This is a genomic window from Streptomyces sp. Alt3, assembly GCF_030719215.1.
In the GTDB taxonomy this organism is placed as follows: Bacteria; Actinomycetota; Actinomycetes; order Streptomycetales; family Streptomycetaceae; genus Streptomyces; species Streptomyces glycanivorans.
In genome coordinates, this window is the sequence record NZ_CP120983.1 from 2942007 (window position 1) to 2960848 (window position 18842).

Sequence of the window (18842 nt, forward strand, 5' to 3'; positions counted from 1 at the left end):
CAGCAGGGACACGTGTCAGACATGAGCTCCGAGGACCCCGGCAGGGCCGGACGACGGCAGCGGTTCGCCGAGGAGGCGCGCGCCGAACGGCCGGACCTCGCACTGCTCTGCCTGCTGCTGGGCGCGGAGGCCTCACCGCCGTCGCCCGGGGACGGCGATCCGTACGGTGTCGACGCGGCGCAGATCGAGCTGGACCGGCTGGCCGGCCTCCTGCCGTACGGAGCCCGCGGCGCCCGCGCGTGGGCGTCCGCGCTCGCCGAACTGCTGGGCGAGCGCTGTGGCTTCGCGGGTTCGTCGCCGGACTACCAGCGGCTTGAGTCGTCGGTCCTCCAGCAGGTGCTGCGGCGTCGCAGGGGGCTGCCGATCCTGCTGTCCGTGGTCTGGATCGAGGTGGCGCGGAGGGCCGGGGCACCCGTCTACGGAGTGGCGCTCCCCGGTCATTTCGTGGTCGGTTTCGGCGACCCGGCCGAGCGGGTGCTGGCAGACCCGTTCGCCGGCGGCGCCCCGCTGAGCGGTGAGGACGCGGAGCTGATGGTGACGGGGGCGACCGGGGCGCCGCTGGAGCAGTCGATGCTGGTGCCCGCCCGGCCGTTGGAGACGGTGCTGCGGATCCTGAACAACATCCGGGCCTGGGCGACGGCCCGTCCGGAGCGTACGGACGTGGCGCTGTGGGCGCTCGAACTCTCCCTGCTGCTGCCCTCTCACCCGGCCAGACTCCGCTACGAGCGGGCCCAGCTCCTCGTGCAGCGCGGTGAGTTCCTGCGGGGGGCCGCGGAGATGGACGAGTACGCCGAGATCGTCGACGGCATCGAGCCGACGGCCGCCGAGGCGATCCGCCACCGCGCCCGGGCGGCCAGGGCTCTGCTGAACTGACCCGTCGCGAGGAGACCTGCCCGCCCTTCCGGAAATCGGCGGCCACTCAGCCACTCCGTGAACTCACAGGGAGTGTGATCTGCTCGCAGATCAACCCATTGCACTCACGTTCGATGCCATTTGTTGTGCGTCATGGCGACCACCGGAGCCTCCTGATGCACACCTCTTGACGTGTCCAGGGCGACAGCGGTTACATCGGCGACAGGAGAGAGCGCTCTCTCGCACTCTCGAGGTTCCGTCGTGCCCCCACACCACGACCCAGGAGACGTCATCCATGCAAGTTCCCCCCACGAATCCAGCGGCCCCCACCGCGTCTCGTCGGCACCGGCGCTCCAAGGCGCTCGGCCTCGCCGCACTCGCCGTATCGCTGCTCATGGCCTTCCCCACAGCACAGTCGGCGTTCGGTGACGAGGCCGAGGACTTGCCCGGCGGGGGCGACCTCGGCCCCAACGTGCTGGTCTTCGACCCCTCGACTCCGGACATCCAGGGCAAGGTCGACGAGATCTTCAAGAAGCAGGAGTCCGCGCAGTTCGGCAGCGACCGCTACGCCCTGATGTTCAAGCCGGGCACCTACGACGACATCAACGCTCAGATCGGCTTCTACACCTCGATCGCGGGTCTCGGCCTGAACCCCGACGACACGACGTTCAACGGTGACGTCACCGTCGACGCCGGCTGGTTCGACGGCAACGCCACCCAGAACTTCTGGCGTTCGGCCGAGAACCTCGCCCTCAACCCCGTCAACGGCACCAACCGCTGGGCCGTCTCCCAGGCCGCCCCGTTCCGCCGTATGCACGTCAAGGGCGGACTCAACCTCGCGCCGAACGGCTACGGATGGGCCAGCGGCGGCTACATCGCCGACAGCAAGATCGACGGCCAGGTCGGCCCCTACTCCCAGCAGCAGTGGTACACCCGCGACAGCTCCGTCGGCAGCTGGGGCAACGGCGTCTGGAACATGACCTTCTCCGGCGTCGAGGGCGCCCCCGCCCAGAGCTTCCCCGAACCGCCCTACACCACCCTGGACACCACCCCGGTCTCCCGCGAGAAGCCCTTCCTCCACCTCGACGGTGACGACTACAAGGTGTTCGTCCCCGCCAAGCGCACCGACGCGCGGGGCACGAGCTGGGCCGACGGCACCCCTGAGGGCGAGTCGATCCCCCTCGACCAGTTCTACGTCGTGAAGCCCGGCGCCACCGCGCAGACCATCAACGCGGCCGTCGACCAAGGCCTGCACCTGCTGTTCACCCCGGGCATCTACCACGTCGACGAGCCCATCGAGATCGACCGCGCGAACACCGTCGCGCTCGGTCTCGGCCTCGCCACGATCATCCCGGACAACGGGGTGACCGCGATCAAGGTCGGCGATGTCGACGGCGTCAAGCTCGCCGGACTCCTCGTGGACGCGGGCCCGGTCAACTCCTCGGTCCTCGTCGAGGTGGGCCCGGACGGCTCCTCGGGCGACCACTCGGCCAACCCCACCAGTCTCCAGGACGTGTTCGTCCGGGTCGGTGGCGCGGGAGCCGGCAAGGCGACCACCGGCATGGTCGTCAACAGCGACGACACGATCATCGACCACACATGGCTCTGGCGCGCCGACCACGGGGACGGGGTCGGCTGGGAGACCAACCGGTCCGACTACGGGCTCCGGGTGAACGGTGACGACGTGCTGGCCACCGGGCTGTTCGTCGAGCACTTCAACAAGTACGACGTCCAGTGGTACGGCGAGAACGGGAAGACAATCTTCTTCCAGAACGAGAAGGCCTACGACGCCCCCAACCAGGCCGCCATCCAGAACGGCGACATCAAGGGCTACGCCGCCTACAAGGTCGACGACTCCGTGACCACCCACGAGGGCTGGGGCATGGGCAGCTACTGCTTCTTCAACGTCGACCCGACCATCCGCCAGCAGCACGGCTTCCAGGCCCCGGTGAAGCCCGGAGTGAAGTTCCACGACCTGCTCGTGGTCTCGCTCGGCGGCAAGGGGCAGTACGACCACGTCATCAACGACACCGGATCACCCACATCGGGTGACACCACCGTGCCTTCCCAGGTGGTGTCCTTCCCGTAGGGAACGGGGGGAGAGCGAGGGGCCCGGCCGTACCCACGCCGGGCCCCTCGCCACGTGTCCGGCCGCCGACACCACGCCGCCCCCGTCCGGACTCCGGACGGGGGCGGTCGTACGCGAGGTCGCCGGGCCGGTCAGCCCTCGCCGCTCAGGTCGATGGCGACGGTGCGCTCGGCGGGCGTCGTGCCCAGCAGGGCGCCCTGCATGGCCTGGGCCACGTCGGTCGAGCTGACCTGGTGCTTCGATCCGTCACCCTTGGTGATCATGACGCCGTCGAAGACGCCGTCGAGCAGGGTGTCGATCGCCTTCCTGTCGTAGACCGGGACCAGCTTGCCGTCGACCGGCTTCATGGACAGGATCTGCGGCAGGGACCTAGCGGGACCGAAGTCGATCGCCTTGGACCCGGCCTTGACCGTGATCAGTCCGGACATCGCGGGCTCGGCGAACTCCTTCATCGCCCGGTCCAGTTCGGCCTCGGTGACGGTCGGCTCGGTGGCCGCGACGGGCAGTTCGACGAGGGCCGGATCCCCGGTCTGGACCTGCGCGCGATAGGCATCGCGCACGGAGATCATCGAACGGTTGACGTCCAGCGACTTGCCCGACTTGCCGGGGACCGCCACGGCCTTGTTCGGCTCGAACTTGATCGTGCCGTCGTTGGACGAACCCGCGACACCCGCCAGATCGGTGAGCGCGAGGCCGAGCTTCTCCTCGTCGACCGGGATCACCGGGTCGGCGGAGCGTGCCCCGCCGAACAGGGAGCCGATCACCGAGACCGGGTTGTAGTCACTGCCCGCGGCGCCGCGGACCGTCTCCTGGCTGTCCAGGGTGAGTCCGGCCTTGTCGGGGTCGAGCTTCTGCTCCTTGCCGTCCACGGACAGCCGCAGAGGGGTCTGGGCCCGCTTGCCGAGGGCGGCGTCGAGCTTGGTCACCGCCTCCTCCTTCGTGCCGCCGCCGATGTCGACGCCGAGCACGGTGGTGCCCTTGGGGACCTCGGAGTGGTTCATCAGCAGGCCGGCGCCGTAGGCCACGCCGAACAGCACGAAGACCCCCACGCCCAGCAGGACCAGCTTGGAGCGGCCCCTCCTGGCGGGCGGCGCCGCCTTGGGGGCGGGCCGGGGGGCGGGAGCGGGCACCGGGGCACCCGCGTCCCCGGGCCGTCCGCCCATGGGGCCCTCGGGCGGCCGGATGCCTCCGGGGCCGCCCGGGAACGCCGAGCGGGGCTCCGCCGGGATGACCGGGATACCGCTGGTCAGCGTGTCACCGGAGACATGGCCACCGGAGCCGGGGCCCGGCGCGGGTGACTGCGGCGTCAGGATCGCGGTGTCGTCCGACATCCGCGGAGGTACGCCGCCGGGGCCGGCGGCCCCCGGGAGCCGTCCGGCCGGGCCCACCAGGCGCGCCGGGAAGGCGGTCGAGGTCCGGCGTGAGGGACGAACTCCCGGTGACCGGACCCGTGGTGGGTCCGGAGGGGCCGGGGCCGTCCTGCGGCCGTACACCGGGGTTCGGCGCGGGACGCGGGCCGCCGTCGAGGTCGTCGAGGGCGCTGCGCCCCGGACGGGGTGCACCGTCCCGGTCGCCGGGCTGCTGCGGACCGTCCGAGAAGTACGGCGGGTCCACACGCGGCGGCGTCGGGCGGCCGGAGTCTCCGCCAGGACCGGAAGGACCGCCGGCGAAGGGCCCACCGGGGCCGGGGCCCTGACCGGGGCCGGGCCCTCCCGGGGCCGAGGCCGCGGGAGCCGCGCCCGCACCGGGAGCCGGGGCAGGCGCCTTGCGCGGGGCGAACCAGTCGCTGCCGCTCTTCTCCTTGGCGGGCTTCCCGTCCGGGACCTCCGCCGCCGGGCCGCCGGACCGCGCGTCCGGGCCGGGCTCGGGGGCCCCGCCGGACGACGGCGCGGGTGCCCCGGGCCTCGGGGTGCTGCCGGTCCGCTCGGAGGCGGGCCGCCCGCCCGACGCGTCCGTCTCGCTCATCGGCGTACGCATGACGACAGGCGGGATCGGACGCGAGCCCGGGATGTTGATCCGGATACGCGTCGTCAGCGTCGTCTCTGTTCTGGGCTCCTCGGGCTGAGGCGGGTCCGCAGGCTCCGGAGTCTCCTCCGGGCCGTCCTGAGACGGGTGCAGCGACGGATACTGGCGTGATCCGTACGGCGGCGTACCCGACGGGTACGCGGCTCCTCCGCGCCCCTGGGGCCCGGAGGACGAACTGTCAGTTTCACGACTCAAAGCAGGTTCTCCCGATTGGCTCCGCCGCCCGTACTTCCCCCATGCCGCAGGCCAGGGGACGGCTCGGCGCGCGCACCACCATACTGGCCGCCGCCGTAAGACTCTCCGCGCACGGGGAGAACAAGGATGCACCCGGCACCGCGCGGAGGGGCAATCCGGGGGCGGACATACCACATCACGAGCCTGATCGGCCGGTGTCGTTGGCCGAATACGGCAGCCGCGACATCGTGGCACAGATCACAGCCACGGCCATCCCTCCGAGCATGAAGAGGGCCAGGCCGATCTCCTCCCCGAAGACGTAGTCACCCTCGGGGCGCCCGCCGAGCAGGACGATGACGGCGATGAACCACCCCACCGCCGGCACCAGCGCGCCGAGCTGTGTCCGGGTCAGCACCCGGCCGCCGTGGAACAGTCCCGCCGACGCTGCGAGCGCGAGCAGCAACCCGCCCGGGAACAGGGCCGCCTGGACGAGGGTGCCGGCGAGCCCGACGGCCGCGCCGAGCACCGCGAGACCCGCGTAGAGGGGGATCCGCCGGGGGTTCGGGGGTGCCGCGAGGCCGGACGGCTCGGGAACCCTGGGCGGCGCGTTGGTGCGCGGTGACCGCGACGAGGCGCGCTGCCTCTGCCTGTTACTCATGTCCGTGCTCCCGGCGCGAGGCCCGCGTCCGGCACGCCCGCGAAGAGGTCGTGCTCCCTGGCACCCTCGTCGCCGCCCGGAGCGCCTCGCACCAACTCGTAGTACTCCGTGGTGAACACGGGCTGGCCCAGGTCGTTCGAAAGAGCGAAGAACGGTCCGTCGACCGCGATCTGCGTGGTGTGCGCGCGCATGGCGGCGGTCTTCGCCGAGGCGTACGCCGAGCCGTCGATCTCCGTGGTGATCACGGCGTCGTCGACGACTCCGGGTACGTCGTCGACCGGGGCGATGCCGGGGAACGCGTCGGGGGCGGTGTCCCGCAGCCGCGCGAAGCCCTCCTCCGCCACCGAGCGGGGCACCCGGTTCCAGTAGATCTTGGCGACGGTGTGCGGGGCGCCGGCGCCGGCGTCGTACGCGGGGTCGGCTGCCAGGTCGGCCGCGCGCATCGCGACGCGGTGCGCCTGGATGTGGTCGGGGTGGCCGTAGCCGCCGTCGGGGTCGTACGTGACGAGCACCTGGGGGCGCAGTGAGCGGATCACTCCGACGAGGTGCCCGGCGGCGTCGTCGACGTCGGCGGCCCAGAAGGCACCGGGCCGGTGGTTCTGCTCGGTGCCCGTCATCCCGGAGTCGCGGAAGCGGCCGGGGCCGCCCAGGAACCGGTGGTCGGTGACCCCGAGCTCCCGCATCGCGGCGGCGAGTTCGCCGACGCGGTGGTCGCCGAGGCCGCCCTCACGGTCCGCGGCGAGATGCGCGAGGTCCGGCGGGATGACCTCGCCCTCCTCGCCGAGGGTGCACGTCACCAGGGCGACGTGTGCCCCCTCGGCCGCGTACCTGGCCATGGTGGCGCCGTTGTTGATCGACTCGTCGTCGGGGTGCGCGTGCACCAGGAGCAGACGGCGGGCGGGAAGGTCCTTCATGGGACCACCCTACGAGCAGGCCGCACCACCGGCCGAACGCCCCGCGGTGCCGGGGCGCCCGGCGCGCACCCGTCAGAACTTGATTCCCCCGATCATGCCTGCCACGTTCGACGTCACCTCCGAGATGGTCGGGGCGATCGACGAGCTCGCCATGTAGAAGCCGAGCAACATGCAGACCACCGCGTGTCCGCCCTTGAGTCCGGATTTCCGGATCAGCAGGAAGACGACGATCGCCAGCAGCACCACCGCCGAAATCGAGAGTGCCACGGCGGTTCACCTCCATCAGTACGGTCGGGACGGGCAGCACACATGGAGCCAGCAGGTTCATACCCACCGAGCGCTACGGATCATAACTATCCGTGCCGACGCATTGATCGGGGCACAGCAGCACGAGGGGCGCACGGACGGCCCGGGGCGGACTAGGTTCGGAGCCATGACCTCGCAGAAGCTGTCGTTTCCCCTCCAGCACGCCCGGACCCAGAGGTTCACTCTCGGCGCACCCCGGGCCTTCACCGTCTCACCGGATGGGACGCGGGTGATCTTCCTCAGGTCGGCCTCGGGCTCCGACCGGACGAACCGCCTCCTGGTGCTGGACACCGGGACGGGTGAGGAGCGCGTGGCCGCCGACCCGGACGCCCTGCTGGGCGGTTCGGCGGAGGCGCTGTCACCGCAGGAGAAGGCGCGGCGGGAGCGCGTCAGGGAGGGTTCGGCGGGCATCGTGGGCTACGCGGTGGACGACGCCGTGGAACTGGCGGCCTTCGCGCTCTCCGGCAGGGCGTACGTCGCCGAGTTGAGGGCCGGCACGGCACGCGCCCTGCCGGTGCCCGGTCCGGTGATCGACCCGCGCCCCTCGCCCGACGGGCGGTACGTCGCCTACGTCTCGCGGGGAGCGTTGCGGGTCGTGGGGGCGGAGGGCGACGGGGACCGCCCGGTCGCGGAGCCGGAGGACGCCCACGTGTCCTACGGCGTCGCGGAGTTCGTCGCGGCGGAGGAGATGAGCCGCTACCGCGGTTTCTGGTGGTCGCCGGACTCGGACCGCCTGCTGGTCGCCCGCGTCGACGACAGCGCCGTACAGCGGTGGTGGATCGCCGATCCCGCGCATCCCGGGAGCCGGCCCGCCGAGGTGGGCTACCCGGCGGCGGGAACGGCCAACGCCGAGGTGCGGCTCTTCGTGACGGACCTGGAGGGGGCCCGCACCGAGGTGGCCTGGGACCGGTCCCGCTTCCCCTACCTGGCGCGGGTCCACTGGTCCTCGAACGGCGCCCCGCTGCTCCTGGTACAGGCCCGGGACCAGCGAAGCCAGCTGTATCTGGCCGTCGACACGGAGAGCGGGGCGACCCGCACGGTGCATGTCGACGAGGACGAGATCTGGCTTGATCTTTTCGCCGGGGTTCCCGCCTGGGCACCCGACGGGCGGCTCGTGCGCATCGCCGACGAGGGGGGCGCGCGGGTGCTCTCGGTCGGCGACCGCCCGCTGACCGGAGGCCAGCTGCACATCCAGGCGGTGCTGGACATCGGGGAGTCGGACATCCTGGTGCAGGCGACCGCCGGCGAGGGCGCGGCGGACCCGGAGACGGGGCAGAGCCATGTCTACCGGGTCAACGAGCTGGGCGTGGAGCGCGTCAGCGAGGGCGTCGGAGTGCACTCCGCGGTGCGCGCGGGGGGTGTGACGGTCCTGGTGTCGGCGTCCCTCGAACACCCGGGGACAGCTGTCGGGGTGCTGCGGGACGGCAAGCGGATCGCCTCCGTCGCGAATCTCGCCCAGGAGCCGGTCCTGTCCGCGAAGGTCCGTCTGACGGAGGGGGGCGCACGGCGGATCCCGTGCGCCGTGCTGCTTCCCACCGGGTACCAGGAATCAGACGGTCCGCTTCCGGTGCTGATGGATCCCTACGGCGGCCCGCACGGCCGCAGGGTGGTGGCCGCCCACAATCCGCACCTCACGTCCCAGTGGTTCGCGGACCACGGTTTCGCCGTGATCGTCGCCGACGGCCGGGGGGCGCCGGGCCGTTCGCCCGGCTGGGAGAAGGCGGTACGGGACGACCTCACCCTCACCCTCGACGACCAGGTCGAGGCCCTGCACGCCCTGGCCGGACGGTTCCCGCTGGACCTGTCGAAGGTGGCGATGCGCGGCTGGTCGTACGGCGGCTACCTCTCGGCGCTCGCGGTGCTGCGGCGCCCCGACGTCTTCCACGCGGCCGTCGTAGGCGCCCCGGTGGCGGACTGGCGGCTGTACGACACCCACTACACCGAGCGCTACCTCGGGGACCCCGCCGGACAGCCCGAGGTGTACGCCCGCAACTCCCTGGTCACCGACGAGGGGCTCTCCGCGCCGGCCGGAGCGGTGCGGCCGATGATGATCGTCCACGGCATGGCCGACGACAACGTGGTGGTCGCCCACGCGCTGCGGCTCTCCTCCGCGCTGCTGTCCGCCGGGCGCCCGCACGAGGTGCTGCCGCTGAGCGGGGTCACGCACATGACCCCGCAGGAGCAGGTCGCCGAGAATCTGCTGCTGCTCCAGGTGGACTTCCTCCGCCGGTCCCTGGGGCTGTCCCGGCCGTAGCTCCTCCCGTTCGGATCTCGCCGTGGTCTCACCAGCCGGGCGGCGGGGAAGCGGGGGGCGGCGGGGACCCGGCTCCGCCGCCCCCCGGGTAGCCGTACCCGGGGCTGCCACCCCGCGGGTGGTCGTAACCGGGGGCGCCGCTCTGCGGGTAGCCGTACCCCGGGGTCGCGCCCTGCGGGTAGCCGTAGCCGCCGTACCCCTGGTGGTCCGGTTCGTCCGCGCTCTCGAACCCCCGGCGCGCCAGCACCAGCAGCGCCGTCGCCCCCGCGAAGGCGAGGAGGAACGAGGTGAGCACGCCGAGCCGCTGCTCGGTCTCCAACTCACCGAAGTGCTGCAGCCACTCGTTGTGGACGGCCCGGGCGATCCCGCAGGCCCCGGAGACCAGCAGGAATCCGGCCACGGTCATGCCGAGCGGGCGGGAGTGCACGGCGCGGAAGAGCGCGGTCCACGCCACCACCAGGCTGATCAGCCCGAGCGCCACGCTGCTCCAGCCCGGCGGGGCGGCGGTCAGCCCGAGCGTCAGGACCTCTCCGCCGATGTACCAGGCGGGATATACCTCGTCGGGCAACGTGAAGAGCTGGCGGACCTCCCAGGCGATCAGCACCGCCCCCGACGCCCCGAGCACCAGGAACGCCGTGACGCCCGCTCCCCGCCCGGGCCGGGTGGGCAGTCGCTCGTACGCGTCCTCGGGCCGCCGCCGGCCGGCCGCCCCGGTGACGACGAGTGCCAGGCCGGCGGCAAGGGTGACGAAGGTGCCGATCAGCGCGCGCGTCCGCAGTTCGTCGCCGAACCGGTCGCCCGTCCAGGACGTACCGATGATCCAGAGGCCCGGCAGCCGCAGGACGAGCGTGACGAGTCCGGTGACGACCAGCGTGGACGCCGCCACCGAGGAGCGCAGCGAGGCTATGAGGGCGAGGACGTGCACGACGAGCAGCACCGGGTCGGCCTGCAGGGTGGCGGGCAGTTTCTTCGGCCACCCGTCGGTGTAGCCCGCCCAGTAGCGCAGCAGGGCGGACGGATCTCCGACGGCCCGGAGGTCCCGCACGATCCAGGCGGCGACAAGGGCCGCGAGCACGGCGCACAGCACCGCTCCGGTGATTCTGGCTCCCCGTGTGAGTATCACCTCAGTGATACTCCACCGCGGTCCGCCGACGGACAAGGGGACCTCCGGCGACGCACGGGGGACGGGTAACCGGCCGGGGCGACGTGATGGACGCCCCGGCCGGTTCACGGCACCCGCACGGCCGTACGTTCTCCATGGTGGGGCGTTCGTATATCGGTGCGACGACGGTCGAGTTGCCCCCGTGTTAACGAAACTGAGGCCCGTTCACCACTCGTCGTCACCCGCGGTCAGGACCTCCGGGGGCCGGGTCGTCCTTGTCCGGGGGCGGCGGCACCGCGTCCCCGGCTGTCCCGGGCGCCTCCCTCTGCACCTCGGGCGGCACCACCTGCTTCTCCTCGGCGAAGTGGCACGCCGAGTCGTGCCGGGCCGGCGTCGCCGTGTCCCGGAAGACCGCGGGGACCGCCAGCAGGGGCACCTCCAGCTCGCACCGCTCCTGCGCCTTCCAGCAGCGGGTGCGGAAGCGGCATCCGGACGGGATGTTCGCGGGGGAGGGCACGTCACCGTGCAGGATGATCCGTTCGCGGTGCTCACGGGCCGTCGGATCCGGCACCGGGACGGCCGACAGCAGTGCCTGGGTGTAGGGGTGCGTCGGGTGGTCGTAGATCTCCTCGTCCGTGCCGACCTCGACGATGCGGCCCAGGTACATGACGCCGACCCGGTCCGAGATGTGCCGGACGATCGACAGGTCGTGCGCGATGAACACGAAGCTCAGGCTGAATTCGGCCTGCAGCCGGTCCAGCAGGTTGACGACCTGCGCCTGCACCGACACGTCGAGCGCGGAGACCGGCTCGTCGGCGACGATGATCTCGGGGTTGAGCGCGAGCCCACGGGCGATCCCGATGCGCTGGCGCTGACCGCCGGAGAACTGGTGCGGATAGCGGTTGATGTACTCGGGGTTCAGACCCACGACGTCGAGCAGGTCCTGCACCTTCTGCCGGCGGCTCCCCTTGGGCGCCACCTCGGGGTGGATCTCGTAGGGCTCCCCGATGATGTCGCCGACCGTCATGCGCGGGTTCAGCGAGGTGTACGGGTCCTGGAACACCATCTGGATGTTGCGGCGCACGGCCTTCAGGGCTCGCCCGGAGAGCTTGGTGACGTCCTCGCCCTTGTACCGGATCACTCCCCCGGTCGGCGGCTCCAGGTGCACCAGCATCTTCGCCACGGTCGACTTCCCGCAGCCGGACTCCCCCACGATGCCGAGCGTCTCGCCCGCCGCCAGGTCGAAGTCCACACCGTCGACGGCCCTGACCGCGCCGATCTGCTTCTTGAAGAGGATGCCCCGGGTAAGCGGATAGTGCTTGACCAGGCCCCGCACCTCCAGGATCGGATCCCCCTCGGCGTACGGCCGCGTGCGGTCCGCCTCCCGCGCCTCGGAGAGCAGTGTGGAGCCGCCCGGGAGCCCCTCGCGTCCCGCGTCGTCAGCGTGCATCGAGAGTCTCCTTCCAGAAGTGGCAGGCGCTCCGGCGTTCCTCGTCCACGGTGTAGAGCGGCGGCACGTCCGTACGGCACACGGCCTGGGCCATGGGGCAGCGCGGATGGAAGGCGCAGCCGGGCGGGATGTGCAGCAGGTTGGGCGGCAGGCCCTTGATCGCGTAGAGCTCCTGGCCCTTCTGGTCCAGGCGCGGGATCGATCTCAGCAGGCCCTTGGTGTACGGGTGGGCGGGAGCCTGGTAGATCTCGTGGACGGGCGAGGTCTCGACGATCCGGCCGGCGTACATGACCGCGATCTTGTCGGCGACGTCGGCGACGACACCGAGGTCGTGCGTGATCAGGATGAGCCCCATGTTGAGCTCGCGCTGGAGCTCCGCGAGCAGGTCCATCACCTGGGCCTGGACGGTCACGTCGAGCGCGGTGGTGGGCTCGTCGGCGATGATCAGCGAGGGTTCGAGCGCCATCGCCATGGCGATCATGATGCGCTGGCGCATGCCGCCGGAGAACTGGTGCGGGAAGTCCCCGACGCGTTCCCGGGCGGCCGGGATGCGGACCCGGTCCATGAGTTCGATGGCCTTCGCCTTGGCGTCCCCGCGGGACATCCCGCGGTGCACGACGAACATCTCGCCGAGCTGCTGCCCGACGCTGAGCACCGGGTTCAGGGAGGACAGCGCGTCCTGGAAGATCATGGCCATCTCCTGGCCGCGGATCCGGCGGCGCTCCTCGGCCTTGAGTTTCAGGAGGTCGTGGTCCTTGAAGAGGATCTCGCCCCCGCTGATCCTCCCGGGCGGCATGTCGAGGATGCCCATGACCGCCTGGGCGGTGACGGACTTGCCCGAGCCGGACTCTCCGAGGACGGCGAGGGTCTCGCCCTCGGCAACCGAGTAGTTGACCCCGTTGACGGCCTTGGCCACACCGTCCCGGGTGTGGAACTCCACGTGCAGATCGCGCACTTCGAGCAACATGGCAGCGGACTCCTCAGCGCAGCTTGGGGTCGAGGGCGTCGCGCACCGCGTCGCCGAGCATGATGAAGGCGAGCACGGTGACGGCCAGCGCCCCGGCGGGCCAGAGCAGCATGTGCGGCGCGTTGCGGACGTACTGGGAGGCGGCGGAGATGTCGATGCCCCAGGAGACGGCCGGCGGTTTCAGGCCGACGCCGAGGTACGAGAGGGTCGCCTCCAGCGAGATGTACGTGCCCAGGGCGATGGTCGCGACGACGATGACGGGCGCGACGGCGTTGGGCATGATGTGGCGCAGCATCATCCGCGAGTTGGAGGCGCCCAGCGCCCTCGCCGCCTGGACGTAGTCGTTCTGCTTGGCGGTGATGACGGAGCCTCGTGCGATACGTGCGATCTGGGGCCAGCCCAGCAGCACGATGAAGCCGATCACGGGCCACACGGTGGAACTGGTGACGACGGACAGGAAGACCAGTCCGCCGAGGACCACCGGGATGCCGAAGAAGACGTCCGTGATGCGGGAGAGCACGGCGTCCCATCCCCTGCCGAAGAAGCCCGCGAGACCGCCCAGCACGCCGCCCAGCAGGGAGACCCCGAGGGTCGAGAGGACACCGACGGTCACCGAGGTCCGGGCGCCGTAGACAGTGCGGGTGTAGACGTCGCAGCCCTGGCCGTCGAAGCCGAAGGGGTGGCCGGGCTGGGAGCCCTCCTGGGCCTTGGACAGGTCGCAGTCGAGCGGGTCCTGGTCGGCGATCAGCGACGGCCAGATCGAGATGATCACCAGGAACAGGATGACCAGGGCGGAGATGATGAAGACCGGATTGCGGCGCAGGTCCCGCCAGGCGTCGGACCAGAGGCTGCGCGGCTTGCCCGCGGGTCCGGTGCCCTCGGGACCGCCGGGCGTCTTCTCCAGCGTGGCGCCCTCGTCCATCGCGAGGTCCATGCCTCCGCCCGCGCCCGCCCCCGAGATCGCCCCGCTGCCCGTCGTCTCGTCCCACGGCTTCTGCTCAGGCATAGCGGATCCTCGGGTCGAGTACGGCGTACAGGAGGTCGACGATCAGGTTCGCCGCAAGGAAGACGAGGACCAGGACGGTGACGAACCCGACGACGGTCTGGGAGTTCTGGCGGAGGATGCCCTGGTAGAGCTGGTAGCCGACTCCGTGGATGTTGAAGATGCGCTCGGTGACGATCGCCCCTCCCATCAGGGCTCCCACGTCCGTGCCGATGAAGGTGACGACGGGGATCAGGGAGTTGCGCAGCAGGTGCCGCACGACCACCCTGCGTCTGGGGAGGCCCTTGGCGACGGCGGTACGGACGTAGTCGGCGCGGGCGTTCTCGGCGATCGAGGTCCGGGTGAGCCGGGTGACGTAGGCCAGGGACACGGAGGCCAGCACGAGTCCGGGGACGATGAGCTCGTCGACCGGCGCCTCCGAGGAGACGGACGGCTTGATGATGCCCCACTCCACCCCCAGGAGGAGCTGGAGCAGGAGGCCGGTGACGAACGTGGGGACGGCGATGACGACCAGGGTCAGGATGAGCACCACGGTGTCGACGGGCCGTCCGCGGCGCAGTCCGGTGACGACGCCGAGGCTGATCCCGATGACGATCTCGAAGACGATCGCGACGATGGTCAGCCGGATGGTGATGGGGAAGGCCGTGGCCATCAGCTCCGTGACCTTCTGCCCGTTGAACGCGGTACCGAAGTCACCGGTGAAGATGTTGCCCATGTAGGTCAGGTACTGCTGCCAGACGGGCTTGTCGAGGCCGAACTCGGTGCGCAGCTGGGCGGCGGTCGCGGGGTCGCACTGGCGGTCGCCGCAGAGGCCCGCGATGGGGTCGCCCATCACGTTCACCATGAGGAAGATCAGCAGCGTGGTGCCGAAGAAGACGGGGATCATCTGCAGCAGCCGCCGGATCACATAACGTCCCATGAGGGGCTCCGGGGGTTGGAGGTGTCCTGCCGGCCGGGCCGGACGCCGGCATGACCGGCGGGACACCCCTGGGTGAGCGGGCGGAAGGGCCGGAAAGCCGGGGGGCCGGTGCGGTGTTCCGCACCGGCCCCCGGCTTCAGGGGGTCACTTGACCTTGATCTGGTCGTACACCGGGACGCTGAAGGGGTTCAGCGAGACGTTCTCGACCCTGTCCGAATAGCCGGCGCTGCCGTTCTGGTACCAGAGCGGGATGACCGGCATCTGCTCGACGAGGACCTTCTCGGCGTCCTGGAAGGTGCTGACCGCCGTGGCCTTGTCGCTCTCCGCGTTGGCCTTGTCGACCAGGTCGTCGAACTTCGTGTCGCTCCACTTGCCGTCGTTGGACGGGGCGTTGGTGTAGTAGAGCGGCTGGAGGAAGTTCTGGATCAGCGGGTAGTCCATCTGCCAGCCTGCCCGCCAGGCGCCGGTCAGCTTCTGGGTGGAGACCTGGCTGCGGAAGTCGGCGAAGGTGCCGACGGGCCCGCCGACGCACGCCTTGTTGTTCCCCATGACGTTGTTGATGCTGTTGCAGACCGCGTCGACCCACTCCTTGTGGGAGCCGGTGTCGGCGTTGTACGAGATCTTGAGCTGGCCGCCGGGGATGCCGCCGCCCTCCTCGATCAGCTTCTTGGCCTGTGCCTTGTCGTACTCGCACGGGGAGCCGCACAGGCCCTTCTTGAAGCCGCCCTCCTCACCGAGGACCGGAGAGGTCCAGTCGGAGGCAGGGGTGCGGGTCTTCTGGAAGATCTGGTCGGTGATCTGGTCGCGGTTGATCGCCATCGACAGGCCCTGGCGGACCTTGACCGCGCCGGGGGTGTCCCAGGCCTTCTCGTAGAACGGGAAGGCGAGCGTCTGGATGATGCCCGCGGGCGTGTTGATGTAGCGGTCGCCCAGGTCCGCCTTGACGTTCTTCAGCTGCGAGGCCGGCACGTCGTCGACCAGGTCGAGGTTGCCGGCGGTCAGGTCGGTGTAGGCGGTGTTGTTGTCGGTGTAGACCTTGAGGTCGATGCCGCCGTTCTGCGCCTTGTCCGCGCCGGGGTAGTCGTCCCACTTGCGCAGGTTCATCGACGAGCCCTTGGCGTACTGGTCGATGGTGTACGGGCCGTTGCCGACCGGCTTGGAGAGCCAGGCGTCGTGGTCCGTGTAGAAGACCTCGGGCAGCGGCACGAAGGCCGCGTAGCCGAGGGTGTCGGGCCAGAGCGAGAACTTCTGCGACAGCTTGACCGTGAAGGTGGTGTCGTTCACCACCTTCAGACCGGAGAGGGTGTCGGCGGTAGCCGAGCCGGACTCCGGGTGGACCTTGTCGTAACCGTCGATGTACTGGAAGAAGTAGGCGTTCTTCTGGTTGTTCTTCAGGACCGCGCCGTAGTTCCAGGCGTCCACGAAGGACTTCGCGGTGATCTTCTCACCGTTGCTGAAGGTCCAGTTGTCCTTGATCGTGACCGTGAAGTTCTGGGAGTCCTTCGAGTCGATCTTCTCGGCGATCTCGTTCTTCGCCTCGCCCGTCTTGGGGTCGTAGCGCACGAGCCCCCGGAAGACCATGTCGAGGACCTTGCCGCCCTGCACCTCGTTGGTGTTCGCCGGCTCCAGCGGGTTCTGCGGGTCGCCCCAGGATGAGCTCACGATCCCGTCGGCGCCACCGCCACCGCCGCTGTCCCCCCCGCCGCAGGCCGTGGCCGTCAGGGCGACGGCGACGGCACATGCGGCCCACCTGGCCTGTGTGGCTCCGCGCATGGAGTGCCTCCTAGGGTTCCCTTGAGTGGCTCAATGCCTCATATCACCCCATATGACACTTCGTCGCATGTCGGCTTACGCCGCACGCCGTACGTGGCTGCCGGAACGCGAGGACGCCCGGCCCCTGGGGGGCCGGGCGTCCTCGTCGGTCGGATCAGGTGCTACGCCGCGTGGACGACGTCCTTGTCCTCGGCGAAGTGGCACGCCGACTCGTGCGCGGCGGGCGTGTCCGAGGCCTTGAAGCGCTCGGGGATCGCCAGCAGCGGCACCTCGGTGGCGCACTTGTCCTGGGCCTTCCAGCACCGCGTGCGGAAGCGGCAGCCCGACGGCGGGTTCGCCGGCGACGGGACGTCGCCGGCGAGGATGATCCGCTCGCGGCCCTCGCGGGCGTCCGGGTCCGGGACGGGGACCGCCGACAGCAGCGCCTGGGTGTAGGGGTGCGTCGGGTGGTCGTAGATCTGCGTGTCCGTACCGATCTCGGCCATCTTGCCGAGGTACATGACGCCGACCCGGTCCGAGATGTGCCGGACGATCGACAGGTCGTGCGCGATGAAGAGGTAGGAGAGGTTGAACTCGTCCTGGAGCTTCTCCATCAGGTTGATGACCTGCGCCTGCACCGACACGTCGAGCGCGGAGACCGGCTCGTCGCAGATGATGATCTCCGGGTTGAGCGCGAGCCCACGGGCGATCCCGATGCGCTGGCGCTGACCGCCGGAGAACTGGTGCGGGTACCGGTTGATGTACTCCGGGTTCAGACCGACGACGTCCAGGAGGTCCTGCACCTTGCGGCGCCGGTCGCCCTTCGGGGCCACCTCGGGGTGGATCTCGAAGGTCTCCCCGATGATGTCGCCGACCGTCATGCGCGGGTTCAGCGAGGTGTACGGGTCCTGGAACACCATCTGGATGTTGCGGCGCACGGCCTTCAGCGCGCGGCCGGACAGCTTGGTGATGTCCTGGCCCTTGTAGAAGACCTCGCCGGCGGTGGCCCGCTCCAGCGTCATCAGGAGCTTGGCGACCGTGGACTTGCCACAGCCGGACTCGCCCACGATGCCGAGCGTCTCGCCCTGGTAGAGGTCGAACGAGATGCCGTCCACGGCCTTGACCGCGCCGACCTGCTTCTTGAACAGGATGCCCTGGGTCAGCGGGAAGTGCTTGACCAGGTTGCGCACCTGGAGGATCGGCTCACCCTGCGACACCGGGGCGTCGAGGGCTGCCACCGCCTCCGTCTCGGTGACCGCGTTGACCGTCGCCACTTCGGTGACGTTCGGGGTGGCGTCCACGGACTTCTTGTCGAGCTCAGCCATGGATCGTCTCCTTCCAGAAGTGGCAGGCGCTGCCGCGGCCGACCAGCTCGGTGCCGTCCTGCTCGGTCACCGGGCGGAGCGCCGGGATGTCCGTACGGCAGATGTCCTGCGCCATCGTGCAGCGCGGGTTGAAGGCGCAGCCGGACGGCACGTGCAGCAGGTTGGGCGGCAGGCCCTTGATCGCGTAGAGCTCCTGGCCCTTCTGGTCCAGGCGCGGGATCGACTCCAGCAGGCCCTTGGTGTACGGGTGCGCCGGGCGCTTGTAGATCTCGTGGACCGGGGCGGTCTCGACGATCCGGCCCGCGTACATCACGGCGATCTTGTCCGCGACGTCGGCGACCACGCCGAGGTCGTGGGTGATCAGGATCAGGCCCATGTTGAAGTCGCGCTGGAGCTCCGCGAGCAGGTCCATGACCTGGGCCTGGACGGTCACGTCGAGCGCCGTGGTGGGCTCGTCCGCGATGATCAGGTCGGGCTCCAGGGCGAGCGCCATCGCGATCATGATGCGCTGGCGCATACCGCCGGAGAACTGGTGCGGGTAGTCGTTGACCCGCTCCTTGGCCGCCGGGATGCGCACGCGGTCCATCAGCGCGATGGCCTTGGCCTTGGCCTCCTTCTTGGAGAGGCCCTGGTGCACGCGGAACATCTCGCCGAGCTGGTAGCCCACGGAGAGCACCGGGTTCAGCGAGGAGAGCGCGTCCTGGAAGATCATCGCGATCTTCTGGCCGCGGATCTTCCGCCGCTCCTCGTTGGACATCTTGAGCATGTCCTGGCCGCGGAAGAAGATCTCCCCCTTGGGGATGCGGCCGGGGGGCATGTCCAGGATGCCCATGATCGCCTGGGCGGTCACGGACTTGCCGGAGCCGGACTCGCCGAGCACGGCGAGTGTCTCGCCGGCGCTGACGCTGTAGTTGACTCCGTTGACGGCCTTTGCGACGCCGTCGCGGGTGTGGAACTCCACGTGCAGATCGCGGACTTCGAGCAGCGGGCCGCTCTCGTCGTTCGAACCACGCGGAGCAGGAACATCCGCCGTCTTGTCGATGATGGTCATG

Annotated in this window: 14 protein-coding genes and 1 pseudogene; 3 read left to right on the plus strand and 12 right to left on the minus strand. The window is 70.4% G+C overall.

Annotation, left to right across the window (positions count from 1 at the left end):
* The first annotated feature begins 21 nt into the window (after positions 1 to 21).
* Together P8A20_RS12500 and P8A20_RS12505 are read left to right on the plus strand one after the other, a co-directional pair.
* Positions 22 to 873, plus strand: coding sequence for a transglutaminase-like domain-containing protein (locus tag P8A20_RS12500; RefSeq protein WP_147959349.1), 852 nt, complete (start codon positions 22 to 24; stop codon positions 871 to 873).
* A 274-nt stretch (positions 874 to 1147) separates the two neighbouring features.
* A complete protein-coding gene (locus P8A20_RS12505; protein ID WP_306103521.1) occupies positions 1148 to 2941 on the plus strand; it encodes a pectate lyase-like domain-containing protein in 1794 nt (597 codons plus the stop codon).
* A 131-nt stretch (positions 2942 to 3072) separates the two neighbouring features.
* Here the strand turns inward: P8A20_RS12505 and P8A20_RS12510 are convergent.
* The 4 genes and pseudogenes from P8A20_RS12510 to P8A20_RS12525 all read right to left on the minus strand — a co-directional run bounded on the left by P8A20_RS12510 (position 3073) and on the right by P8A20_RS12525 (position 6979).
* A pseudogene (locus tag P8A20_RS12510) lies at positions 3073 to 5161 on the minus strand (hypothetical protein).
* Positions 5162 to 5336: 175 nt separating this feature from the next.
* Positions 5337 to 5798: a DUF6113 family protein gene (locus tag P8A20_RS12515; RefSeq protein ID WP_147959346.1), complete on the minus strand. Its 462-nt coding sequence runs from the start codon at positions 5796 to 5798 to the stop codon at positions 5337 to 5339.
* Positions 5795 to 6712: an N-acetyl-1-D-myo-inositol-2-amino-2-deoxy-alpha-D-glucopyranoside deacetylase gene (gene mshB / locus P8A20_RS12520; protein WP_306103522.1), complete on the minus strand. Its 918-nt coding sequence runs from the start codon at positions 6710 to 6712 to the stop codon at positions 5795 to 5797. The genes P8A20_RS12515 and mshB overlap by 4 nt, the downstream gene beginning before the upstream one ends.
* Before the next feature lie 72 nt (positions 6713 to 6784).
* Positions 6785 to 6979: a DUF2304 family protein gene (locus P8A20_RS12525; protein WP_056793925.1), complete on the minus strand. Its 195-nt coding sequence runs from the start codon at positions 6977 to 6979 to the stop codon at positions 6785 to 6787.
* Positions 6980 to 7145: 166 nt separating this feature from the next.
* On the opposite strand from P8A20_RS12525, the gene P8A20_RS12530 reads away from it, so the two are divergent.
* A complete protein-coding gene (locus P8A20_RS12530; protein ID WP_306103523.1) occupies positions 7146 to 9272 on the plus strand; it encodes a S9 family peptidase in 2127 nt (708 codons plus the stop codon).
* A 28-nt stretch (positions 9273 to 9300) separates the two neighbouring features.
* Here the strand turns inward: P8A20_RS12530 and P8A20_RS12535 are convergent, their stop codons facing one another.
* The 8 genes from P8A20_RS12535 to P8A20_RS12570 form a co-directional block, all read right to left on the minus strand.
* Positions 9301 to 10395 (minus strand): hypothetical protein, encoded by a 1095-nt coding sequence (locus P8A20_RS12535; RefSeq protein WP_306103524.1) that lies wholly within the window; start codon positions 10393 to 10395, stop codon positions 9301 to 9303.
* A gap of 217 nt (positions 10396 to 10612) precedes the next feature.
* The gene (locus P8A20_RS12540; protein WP_147959344.1) at positions 10613 to 11824 is read right to left on the minus strand and encodes an ABC transporter ATP-binding protein; all 1212 of its coding nucleotides are present in this window, start codon (positions 11822 to 11824) and stop codon (positions 10613 to 10615) included.
* A complete protein-coding gene (locus tag P8A20_RS12545; protein ID WP_147959343.1) occupies positions 11814 to 12791 on the minus strand; it encodes an ABC transporter ATP-binding protein in 978 nt (325 codons plus the stop codon). Before P8A20_RS12545 ends, P8A20_RS12540 begins: the two co-directional genes overlap by 11 nt.
* Before the next feature lie 13 nt (positions 12792 to 12804).
* Positions 12805 to 13797: an ABC transporter permease gene (locus tag P8A20_RS12550; RefSeq protein WP_147959342.1), complete on the minus strand. Its 993-nt coding sequence runs from the start codon at positions 13795 to 13797 to the stop codon at positions 12805 to 12807.
* Positions 13790 to 14713: an ABC transporter permease gene (locus P8A20_RS12555; RefSeq protein ID WP_014154263.1), complete on the minus strand. Its 924-nt coding sequence runs from the start codon at positions 14711 to 14713 to the stop codon at positions 13790 to 13792. Before P8A20_RS12555 ends, P8A20_RS12550 begins: the two co-directional genes overlap by 8 nt.
* 144 nt (positions 14714 to 14857) lie before the next feature.
* Entirely contained in the window at positions 14858 to 16486 is a 1629-nt protein-coding gene (locus P8A20_RS12560) for a peptide ABC transporter substrate-binding protein (protein WP_147959341.1), read from the minus strand.
* A gap of 161 nt (positions 16487 to 16647) precedes the next feature.
* Entirely contained in the window at positions 16648 to 17790 is a 1143-nt protein-coding gene (locus tag P8A20_RS12565) for an ABC transporter ATP-binding protein (RefSeq protein WP_147959340.1), read from the minus strand.
* Positions 17783 to 18841, minus strand: coding sequence for an ABC transporter ATP-binding protein (locus tag P8A20_RS12570; RefSeq protein WP_147959339.1), 1059 nt, complete (start codon positions 18839 to 18841; stop codon positions 17783 to 17785). Before P8A20_RS12570 ends, P8A20_RS12565 begins: the two co-directional genes overlap by 8 nt.
* Between the last annotated feature and the right edge of the window lies 1 nt (position 18842).

Coding starts and splice junctions, on each gene's coding strand:
- P8A20_RS12500 (WP_147959349.1), top strand. CDS start 22: ATGAGCTCCGAGGACCCCGGCAGGGCCGGACGACGGCAGCGGTTCGCC.
- P8A20_RS12505 (WP_306103521.1), top strand. CDS start 1,148: ATGCAAGTTCCCCCCACGAATCCAGCGGCCCCCACCGCGTCTCGTCGG.
- P8A20_RS12515 (WP_147959346.1), bottom strand. CDS start 5,798: ATGAGTAACAGGCAGAGGCAGCGCGCCTCGTCGCGGTCACCGCGCACC.
- mshB (WP_306103522.1), bottom strand. CDS start 6,712: ATGAAGGACCTTCCCGCCCGCCGTCTGCTCCTGGTGCACGCGCACCCC.
- P8A20_RS12530 (WP_306103523.1), top strand. CDS start 7,146: ATGACCTCGCAGAAGCTGTCGTTTCCCCTCCAGCACGCCCGGACCCAG.
- P8A20_RS12540 (WP_147959344.1), bottom strand. CDS start 11,824: ATGCACGCTGACGACGCGGGACGCGAGGGGCTCCCGGGCGGCTCCACA.
- P8A20_RS12545 (WP_147959343.1), bottom strand. CDS start 12,791: ATGTTGCTCGAAGTGCGCGATCTGCACGTGGAGTTCCACACCCGGGAC.
- P8A20_RS12550 (WP_147959342.1), bottom strand. CDS start 13,797: ATGCCTGAGCAGAAGCCGTGGGACGAGACGACGGGCAGCGGGGCGATC.
- P8A20_RS12555 (WP_014154263.1), bottom strand. CDS start 14,713: ATGGGACGTTATGTGATCCGGCGGCTGCTGCAGATGATCCCCGTCTTC.
- P8A20_RS12560 (WP_147959341.1), bottom strand. CDS start 16,486: ATGCGCGGAGCCACACAGGCCAGGTGGGCCGCATGTGCCGTCGCCGTC.
- P8A20_RS12565 (WP_147959340.1), bottom strand. CDS start 17,790: ATGGCTGAGCTCGACAAGAAGTCCGTGGACGCCACCCCGAACGTCACC.
- P8A20_RS12570 (WP_147959339.1), bottom strand. CDS start 18,841: ATGACCATCATCGACAAGACGGCGGATGTTCCTGCTCCGCGTGGTTCG.